12 protein-coding genes are annotated in these 8,177 nt (G+C 40.7%); all 12 read right to left on the reverse strand.

All coding sequences use genetic code 11. The features are described from left to right. Positions 1-242, reverse strand: a 242-nt coding sequence (locus tag E1160_RS01675) for a hypothetical protein (protein WP_218048648.1), incomplete at its 3' end; no start/stop codon positions are given. Then, positions 242-490 carry a hypothetical protein gene (locus E1160_RS01680; RefSeq protein WP_155153253.1) on the reverse strand — a complete coding sequence of 83 codons (249 nt, stop codon included), beginning with the start codon at positions 488-490 and terminating at the stop codon, positions 242-244. The genes E1160_RS01680 and E1160_RS01675, both read right to left, overlap by 1 nt. A 102-nt stretch (positions 491-592) precedes the next feature. Next, complete coding sequence (locus E1160_RS01685; RefSeq protein WP_155153254.1) at positions 593-997, reverse strand: hypothetical protein; 405 nt, start codon at positions 995-997, stop codon at positions 593-595. After that, positions 994-1,359, reverse strand: coding sequence for a hypothetical protein (locus tag E1160_RS01690; RefSeq protein ID WP_155153255.1), 366 nt, complete (start codon positions 1,357-1,359; stop codon positions 994-996). Before E1160_RS01690 ends, E1160_RS01685 begins: the two co-directional genes overlap by 4 nt. Continuing rightward, positions 1,356-1,745 carry a hypothetical protein gene (locus E1160_RS01695; RefSeq protein ID WP_155153256.1) on the reverse strand — a complete coding sequence of 130 codons (390 nt, stop codon included), beginning with the start codon at positions 1,743-1,745 and terminating at the stop codon, positions 1,356-1,358. Before E1160_RS01695 ends, E1160_RS01690 begins: the two co-directional genes overlap by 4 nt. After that, positions 1,742-2,122 (reverse strand): hypothetical protein, encoded by a 381-nt coding sequence (locus E1160_RS01700; protein WP_218048649.1) that lies wholly within the window; start codon positions 2,120-2,122, stop codon positions 1,742-1,744. Before E1160_RS01700 ends, E1160_RS01695 begins: the two co-directional genes overlap by 4 nt. 2 nt (positions 2,123-2,124) lie before the next feature. Then, the gene (locus E1160_RS01705; RefSeq protein WP_155153258.1) at positions 2,125-3,474 is read right to left on the reverse strand and encodes a phage head spike fiber domain-containing protein; all 1,350 of its coding nucleotides are present in this window, start codon (positions 3,472-3,474) and stop codon (positions 2,125-2,127) included. Then, entirely contained in the window at positions 3,475-3,888 is a 414-nt protein-coding gene (locus tag E1160_RS01710) for a hypothetical protein (RefSeq protein WP_155153259.1), read from the reverse strand. 15 nt (positions 3,889-3,903) lie between these two features. Then, complete coding sequence (locus tag E1160_RS01715) at positions 3,904-5,910, reverse strand: hypothetical protein (protein ID WP_155153260.1); 2,007 nt, start codon at positions 5,908-5,910, stop codon at positions 3,904-3,906. After that, positions 5,910-6,479: a hypothetical protein gene (locus E1160_RS01720; RefSeq protein WP_155153261.1), complete on the reverse strand. Its 570-nt coding sequence runs from the start codon at positions 6,477-6,479 to the stop codon at positions 5,910-5,912. Before E1160_RS01720 ends, E1160_RS01715 begins: the two co-directional genes overlap by 1 nt. A 100-nt stretch (positions 6,480-6,579) precedes the next feature. Beyond that, on the reverse strand, positions 6,580-6,849 hold the full coding sequence (locus E1160_RS01725; RefSeq protein ID WP_155153262.1) for a hypothetical protein: 270 nt from the start codon (positions 6,847-6,849) through the stop codon (positions 6,580-6,582). 2 nt (positions 6,850-6,851) lie between these two features. Continuing rightward, a complete protein-coding gene (locus tag E1160_RS01730) occupies positions 6,852-7,697 on the reverse strand; it encodes a phage capsid protein (RefSeq protein WP_155153263.1) in 846 nt (281 codons plus the stop codon). Positions 7,698-8,177 lie beyond the last annotated feature (480 nt).

Consider the following 8,177-nt stretch of genomic DNA (forward strand, 5'->3'; position numbering starts at 1 on the left):
TCATCAATTTGCTGTTGATCCCCTTTAACTAAACCATCAATATAATTAAAAATTGAAGGATATTCATACTGCCTTTTTTCAGCATAGGATAATGCATTGAACTCTGTTTCTTCCTTGATTTTTTGAAGCCTTTTCATTTCTTCAGCTGTGATTTTAACCATATCAGCTTTTATAAGTTCATCTTGAGAACCATCACTTTCAAAAGCATATAAGTCGTTATTATTATCTTTAAAATAATCCATCAACGTAGCTCCGCCCAAAATACTGCAAAATTTGTTGTTCTATAAGTGGAACCGTTAGGCACGACGAAACTACACGCAAATTGATGAGCTCCCTCCACGCCCCCATAAATGCGAGCACTTGCAACCCTTACATCATCAACATATGCATGCCCCTGTCCATGAGACCCTAGGGAAAAAGTGAAGGCAACGATAATTGTGCGTCCTGTCGAATTGGTATAAGTCACTCCACTACTTCGCTGCGCAGTCATATCTTTCCATGATTGATCAACTCCCAAGGCAGGAACATACTTATTTCCATTAATTTGTTGAACAATTAAATTACCCATAATCATCCTCCGTCTACAGATGTGTTATAATGTTAAAGCCCATGCATTTCGATATAATCGTGCCGATGGTATCTGATCTCTTTTGCAAATTCTAAATTTTGACCTATTACCTGAGTTCACTTGCCAAACATGTTGAGGAATATCTTTTTGGATAAGATACTCAATAGCTTCCTCTTCTGTAATCGCAGGTATACTCCGATCATGCAGAATATATCCATTCGTTACTTTACCATCGATAATTTCTAACTGCTGATATACCTCAACAGGAGGGAGAATATCTCCGGCAATAGCACAAGCCATCCAATTTGGATCTGGATGCATAACTGCTACTGGTTCATCCATGTCATGCTCAAACACCACCGCATATTGTGATTGAAAGGGTTCAAGGTGAGACTTAGCCCATAACAGGCGTTCAAAGAGATTGCTCATGCTAAATCTCCAAATACAACTGCGTAAAATGCATGAACATCTGTAATCGACGGCGTTGTGTTGTAGGTAGTATAATAAAATCCAAGGACGGTATGGTTTATATGAAGACCCATTTCATTCACATGACCTGCGAGATTACCCCCATTTAAGCCCTGCATATTGCCTTGTGTGATGTAGTTTGTACTCGACATAGCAATGGTCATATTCACACCATAATTGCCAGTACCGTAGTCAGTCCCACTACTCACATTAAGACTATCTCGGACAGATATCGCACCCGTTCCTTGTAAGTTAACCCAAGCCTTCACACGTTCCGGTTCAATGGCACGACCATTTACGTTGGTTGCTATTACATCACTCATTGTGCCAACTCCCCGTCAAAAGAAGCCATCGCGTAATTAACATCAAGATATGAAGAGCCAGACGCAACAAGAGAAGCTAATCGAATTCCTGTCACTGTAACTCTACCTGATCCGTAGTAGCCACTTATAATAACATTTGTAGAACTATGTTGCCCCATGGCTCCAACGGAATACCCATCATTTTGAAATGCATTTATAAAGTTAATCTGAGTATGGCCAGTTCCATGGTCTACATGACTGCTCACATTAAAACTATCACGTATCGTAGTCGTAGGATTATGATTATAGCTCACACGTGCCTTAGCAGAACCATCAATCACATAATCTGCACCGACACTCTTTGACCCGTCTCGCTTGGAGAATTTATCTACTTTGATTTCACTCATGCTAATTCTCCGTGTACTGTCAGCGTCGCATAAGGTACGTCATATGTATCAATTGATGAGTATATCCATTTTAGTTCCGTTGAACTTAACTGCATTCCGGGAAGCCCGTTAATCTCACCGAAGGCGTTATAAGATGAGTTATCTGTGAAGCCACCACCATGTGCTATATAATCTAGGTTTGCAAAAGCATTGGTATAATTATAACGGTAAACACCTCTGGCAACATCAAGAACGCTAGATACATTTAAGCCACTATCTCGTAAAGCAATGGTTCCCGTACCATTTAGGCTTGCCAGAGCCTTAGCAGCACTCTGTTTTGTTAAATCGACAGGAGAACCGTCAACTTTCTCTATGCTATCAACTTGAACAACACTCATCATCAAACTACCTTCCAAGTGCCATTCACAGTAACTGTATATCCTGGCAACTCATCATTAATACTACGAAAATATGGTTTTAACCGTTGACCTGTCAGTATCTGTAATCCGCTCAGATATACGCCGTGGGAATCAGAATTTGTAAACGATATCTTTCCATCTGCATCCAAAAGGTAAGTTGTGATTTTCAACTCTCCAGTAAACGATTGCTGATTAGTCACAAACCAACATCGATACCATTCATCACCTAAATCCTGAATTCCTGAATCAGCGACTTGCACTTGTTCTGTGACAACGCCATTTGACAAATCAAATCCTGCATAAGATATAAACGCGCCCTCAGTCGGATCATGTACATCATTTGTTCTAACTGCTAGACGCAAAGAGTCGAACTCAGCTTTCTTAGCAAATATAGACAACACATATCTCTCACCAATCGAAGTAGGTTTTGAGTAAACTTGCTCCACGTAATGTCGCGTCAGCGCTGATGACGTTGCCATCAATTTATTTACAACAGTAAGCTCGTCCGGTTTTGCAATAGCAACCTCAGATATGGTTGCTTCAATCAAATTCCATATAGGATCAGTTAAGTCCTCTGACTTAAAAATATCATTTTTTGATTTGATTGTAATTGGACCGGCTGACATACCATTATGATTTTCTTCAATCACAATATCTTCCTCGATCACATTAGCATTTAAGCGAATAAGAGAATCTTCTCCAACGGAAAGTCCGCCTAACCTCACATTTGGATCAATTTTATCTTGAGTGATAGATTGATTAGCAATTTTATCTCCTGTTAATGGGAGTTCCAAAGCTGTCACCTGATCTTTAGAAGCCTGAATTGCTTCTTCAATCTCAACTTGCAACTGTTCTAAACCGGCAACCCACTCACTTCCCGATGCAGATGTTTTGACGTTTCCTTCTTCATCAAAATATAGAAACTTATTCTTTCTTTCCGCAATTTTAGGTAACGTTAAAACACCATCATCCCCCTGGTCTGGTTTATGAATCGTATCTGATACGAGCATCTTCATTTCTTCCAATAACATGGAAGTCCGATTATGTTCAGCATTTAAACTAGCCGCACGTAAAGGTTGTCCCTCCACATAAATATCAGCTGAATCAATTTCTGTTTCACGGTAAATAATAAACTCATCACCTGGTACTAAATCAGTTTCAAACTTAACTAATGCATAACCCTCCGCGGTCAAAGTAACTGTTGGGTTTTTCTCAATACCTCCAAGAAGTTCAATATTTATATGCTCCTTTGCGAGTGTTTTAAAACTGCTGACAAAATTATTCTTAATGTCTTCAGTCGCCATTAACCTTTCTCTTGGTATATCTGTCATTTAATTTCCTAACTGAGAATTATTAAGTTGTTCCGCATATCCCAAATATCGTTGTGTTTTTTTCAAACCTTCACCCACTCCATCCGTAGCGTTAAGACGTCCAATCTCTTTATCCATCTGATAACCCTCAGCAATTGTGAGTAAGTTTTCCCGTGATTGCTTGCGCATACCATCCAGTATAGCATCGGATGAACCACCACCATAGCTAGTACCAGATGCTCCCATTTTTGCACGCAATTGAGCTTGCCGCCTTTCATGAGCTTTTTTTTCCTGCTTCATTTGAAGCTTTTTCTGCTCTTCAGCACGTGCTTCTTGTGCCGCTAATTGTTTCTTTTGATGCTTGCGTTGCTGGCTAGCTTGCTTCTCTGAAAGTACCATTGCAGCAACCATCATCACGATTTGAAGCCATCCCATTTAGCTCTCCTTACTTCATTGTCCCATGATCGAAACTTCCGTCGCAACAGACAGAATCGTACACGGCATTGGGTCATCCTGATGCACATGCCATAATGCCCGTGCATCGCCTCTTATCCACCCTAAAGAACGAACTGTTTTATCACCTGTGAAGTCTTCGGTTTCTTTATCTAAAAGCTCTGTAGATCCTAAGCGCCTAAAAGACTGAATCTTCGGCCCTTGACCTGTATCAACCTGCAAGGCTTTTGATTCATGTAGTCGGAATGTTGCACGCACCAGTCGTATTGGCTTACCAAATCCTGCGCTATTTCCACCTTGCTGATAAATTGGTAATGGAATCACTTCATGTGTAAAGGGCAGACCAACCTCAATTTTAGAGTTCGTTGGGATGCTCCCAATCAACACGCCTCCATTTTGAACTTTTTTTGTGCCCTGATAAATGCCGTTTACAACAATCTGTACTGCCGCATTATTTAGGTGCTCTAAACCACCAGCAAAATACGCCTCTTGCGCCATTTTCTCATGATAGATTCGCCCACTATCAGTATAATAATCTGCGTCAAATTTTTCTAAAGTGACATGACTTTCTCTATCGATAATGCAATAGATATCCGTTCCAACGACAGCAACTGATATAAAATCTCCATCCGTTTCAAATGATGTCCAGGCAGTTACTTTCTCTTGTCGATAGAGTGTGACAACGGACATTGTTCCATCCGCCATAACAATATGCATAAGTCGTCTGGACTTTTCAAAATCCTGATCTACAGGAAATTTCATTAAATGGCGTGACAACGTCGCCAAGTCATTTGATTGATATGCCTGCTCGACATCGGCAAAAAGAAACTCTCTTAGCTCCATACCATTTCGTGATGCAAATAAAGTTGCACCATCCACATCACGCGGAGGAACCGAGTGGCTGGTAATGGATCCGATACGGGTTTGTCGATTCAACTGAATGTTTTCTGGTGTCAAAGGATCACCAGTTACCATCCATTCGGCACCAGAAGTAAACACTTGTAAATGTCGTCCTGAAAACACCCCTTGGATTGCATTCACTTGGTCAGATAAAATAGCAAACTCAATTGCCTCATCATCCAAACCTTCTCCGAGATCAAAGTTGTACAAATCTGACGACTTAGACATCCAGAGCCGATTTGGTAATCCTTTGGACCCACCAATAACTAATCGATCCTGATGGAAACATACAGATTTAGGCCAACCTCTATATGCAGAGAATGCTATCTCTTCCCAATCTGTGGTTTTTGCATCTGAATTAAGATTAGATTTGATATCCACGTATACATATGAAGCATCAGGTACAGATTTAATAATCGCTTCACCATTATGCATACGAATACGAGACCCAATATGGCCGTCATTAAAAATTAAAGCGGGTTTTCCATCAGCTCCTGTTGCATTGACTTGCACATTATTGCCAGAAGACGTGAGTGGTTCTAACGCAATCTCATCAGCTTCGTATTTATGATATGGAGCAAAAACCTTTCCTCCAGAAGAGTAAAACTCCCAATCATTCAACGAAAAATTTGTATCGCTATGGCGTATCAATCTTTTCGGCGCGACATCAGGATGACAAATCAATAACTCATCCGCACTTTGCGTCCAGGTTATTTGTTTTAATTGATCCTTCGTCCAAAATGCATCTAACACTTCTGGTTCGATATTTTGGGACAAGTCATCATCTTGATAAGCTTCAAGAGGTCTGTAGATAAGAAGCTTCATATCCACAAACACAAGAATATATGTTTTTTCTGTATTAAATTCGAAAGAAACAACTCGTCCATAGTCAAATGATTGGCGCGTGTCATCATCTTTTAAAATCGATAAATCATCAACATAACGCAAACCAGCTCGACGCGTCGTACCGCCAGTTGGGAACACATGCACATTAGACATTTTGCGCGCCCCATTTGCAAAGGCTTGCAAATCACTTCGCCCAAGAAGTTTTTCAGAGACTTCCCCCTGAGTGAAGTTTGTTTTAACAAGAGTAATCCGAGGCATCAGTAGCGCCCCTCAATTAAATTGAAACCTTCGATGGATTGAGGTGTATCTTGCTGGGCATCAATAGATTTAGTTTTACGAAATTCCTTTTCCGCTAAATTCAACATACTTTCAGCGCGAGAAGTGCTTTCGGTTAACGGCAAACATAGTTCTGCCGCCAGCCGTAAAATCATTAATTGATCAAAATATGCGGGGAACATGGACTCATACGGTCTAAAAATATAGGTCGCAGTTACTGCAGGTGCATCTGTATGTAATCGATTTTCAATAATTTGATAGTCAATCCCCCTACTACGTCCTCCCTCTCCTGCCGATAGAATACGGAGAAAATCAGGCGGTAACTGATACGCATACTGAAAATCAGCGACTGGTTTACCAACAAGGCGCGCCAGTCCTTTTTGGGCAGTTGCAAATGTCCAAGGATATGCAGATAGAACAGCATCACGTGTTGAACCATAAAGCAAGCTAGCAGCCATACTTTCAGCGGTACCATCTTCAAAACTTGAAATAGGTTCAGCACCAAGCTTCAACAAGGCACGACTGCACAGAGCCACAGCACTTAAAGCCATAGAATGTTCCTTTCTTAAAATAAAAGACAAAAGGGGCTACTCACGGGCTGCAAATAGCCCCTTAGCTTTTAAAATTGAACTAACTCAAGAATTTTGACGTTTAGTTAGTGTTTGATGTTCCGATACCTGTCATATCATTCACATCCACCGCACCCGAGACATTACTGGCGACAGAAAAGAAACCTGTAGATGGTGAGGCTGATGTCTCAACATTCGCCAAGATAACATCACCCACACGCAACATATCCGCAGCATCATTAAAATAGCCATCAGTAGCCACAGATACCGCTGTATCTTCTGTGGCATAGTGCCAAAAAGTAAAACCATTTGCATATGCAATTACTGAGAGATTTTTAGATTGATAAGCCATGATTAAACCTCCTTACAACGCATGCGAACAATACCTGTAGGGTCTACAAGACCTGCCCCCTGAGACATCATATTATTCACAAAATAAGAAGCACGGTCACCATGATATGTAACGTCAGATTTTACATCCTGCCCAGATGCATGACCAATTGCTGTTTTGTGATACCAATAACAATGACGTAAATCAGAACCATCTTTCAAAAGACCAGAATGAGGCATCCATAAAGTACCCAACCAGCGCTTTGCCTGCGTACCTTTCCAAGGTAAGGTGTCATCACCGACATAATCTGCATTAGAAAATTCTTCGATCGCCAATAACTCCCCCCATTGGCGCCAACCAATGATTGCGAAGCGTTGACCGTCATCAGGTACATCTGCCTCGCCAAGCATCTCGAAAGCCATCAGGATTTTCTCTTTTGTCAGACCAGATGTATCATCCAACTGTGCGCCTGTTCCCTTTGCTTCGCGTGAAGCATCTAGATCATTCAATTTTTCAATGATCAACTCATCAGTTTTGCGACCAAGTGCATAAGCACCTGCATTCGCTGTTACCATACGCTCATCAATGTTTGTTTTCAGCTCATCTAAAGAATCAACCCAATCACCGGCATAGTAATCCTGCAAAGTAATTTCGATCGGTTCGTGATCCACATTCATCACAGGCACTTTACCGTGACGAGCTTTTGTACTTGCAGTACCTTTACCAACTTTTTGGAAGGTTGTACTTGAACCCTTCACATTGTTTTTACTGCGCACAGTATTGCGCAATTTTGAACCCATGCGCTGATAAGATTCGTGCACTTCAGCTTGAAAGTGCTTTGTAAAACTATTTGCAATAGACGTAGACATAAATCGTCAACTCCAAAATATTAGAGGTCAAAATTTCATATTTTCAAGGGAAGGGGAAAATGTGGTTATCACTTATCGTGAGATCAGAGACAGCAGATACATAGTTATCTGCATCACGTAAGGGCCACATTCTCACCCAAAAGATTTATCAGGGCCTATATCCTCAGAAAATCAAACATGGGAATTTTCGATTTCGTATGTCAATTCCGCATTAGAATTTCTAAAACAGGTTATCCTGCATAAAGAAAAAATGAATAAAAAATTCTCATTCATCCTATTATTCTTGGCGAGGAAGCCTTCTAGAAAAGAACAACACTAGACACACACTTCCCCGCCTTAGAGCAGCGCCATAACCAATATAGATCGACATGTCGCCAGCACCACTCAAAAAAAAGAATAAAACAAGAACATTTAAATTCAAAAAATAGTCGGTTACCCGACTGAATAATGAACAGGATCAAAACTACCCTAAAAGTATAT

Origin of the sequence: Curvivirga aplysinae, assembly GCF_009711445.1 — a bacterium.
In the GTDB taxonomy this organism is placed as follows: Bacteria; Pseudomonadota; Alphaproteobacteria; order UBA8366; family Aestuariispiraceae; genus Curvivirga; species Curvivirga aplysinae.

Coding starts and splice junctions, on each gene's coding strand:
- E1160_RS01680 (WP_155153253.1), bottom strand. CDS start 490: ATGACTGCGCAGCGAAGTAGTGGAGTGACTTATACCAATTCGACAGGA.
- E1160_RS01685 (WP_155153254.1), bottom strand. CDS start 997: ATGAGCAATCTCTTTGAACGCCTGTTATGGGCTAAGTCTCACCTTGAA.
- E1160_RS01690 (WP_155153255.1), bottom strand. CDS start 1,359: ATGAGTGATGTAATAGCAACCAACGTAAATGGTCGTGCCATTGAACCG.
- E1160_RS01695 (WP_155153256.1), bottom strand. CDS start 1,745: ATGAGTGAAATCAAAGTAGATAAATTCTCCAAGCGAGACGGGTCAAAG.
- E1160_RS01700 (WP_218048649.1), bottom strand. CDS start 2,122: ATGAGTGTTGTTCAAGTTGATAGCATAGAGAAAGTTGACGGTTCTCCT.
- E1160_RS01705 (WP_155153258.1), bottom strand. CDS start 3,474: ATGACAGATATACCAAGAGAAAGGTTAATGGCGACTGAAGACATTAAG.
- E1160_RS01710 (WP_155153259.1), bottom strand. CDS start 3,888: ATGGGATGGCTTCAAATCGTGATGATGGTTGCTGCAATGGTACTTTCA.
- E1160_RS01715 (WP_155153260.1), bottom strand. CDS start 5,910: ATGCCTCGGATTACTCTTGTTAAAACAAACTTCACTCAGGGGGAAGTC.
- E1160_RS01720 (WP_155153261.1), bottom strand. CDS start 6,479: ATGGCTTTAAGTGCTGTGGCTCTGTGCAGTCGTGCCTTGTTGAAGCTT.
- E1160_RS01725 (WP_155153262.1), bottom strand. CDS start 6,849: ATGGCTTATCAATCTAAAAATCTCTCAGTAATTGCATATGCAAATGGT.
- E1160_RS01730 (WP_155153263.1), bottom strand. CDS start 7,697: ATGTCTACGTCTATTGCAAATAGTTTTACAAAGCACTTTCAAGCTGAA.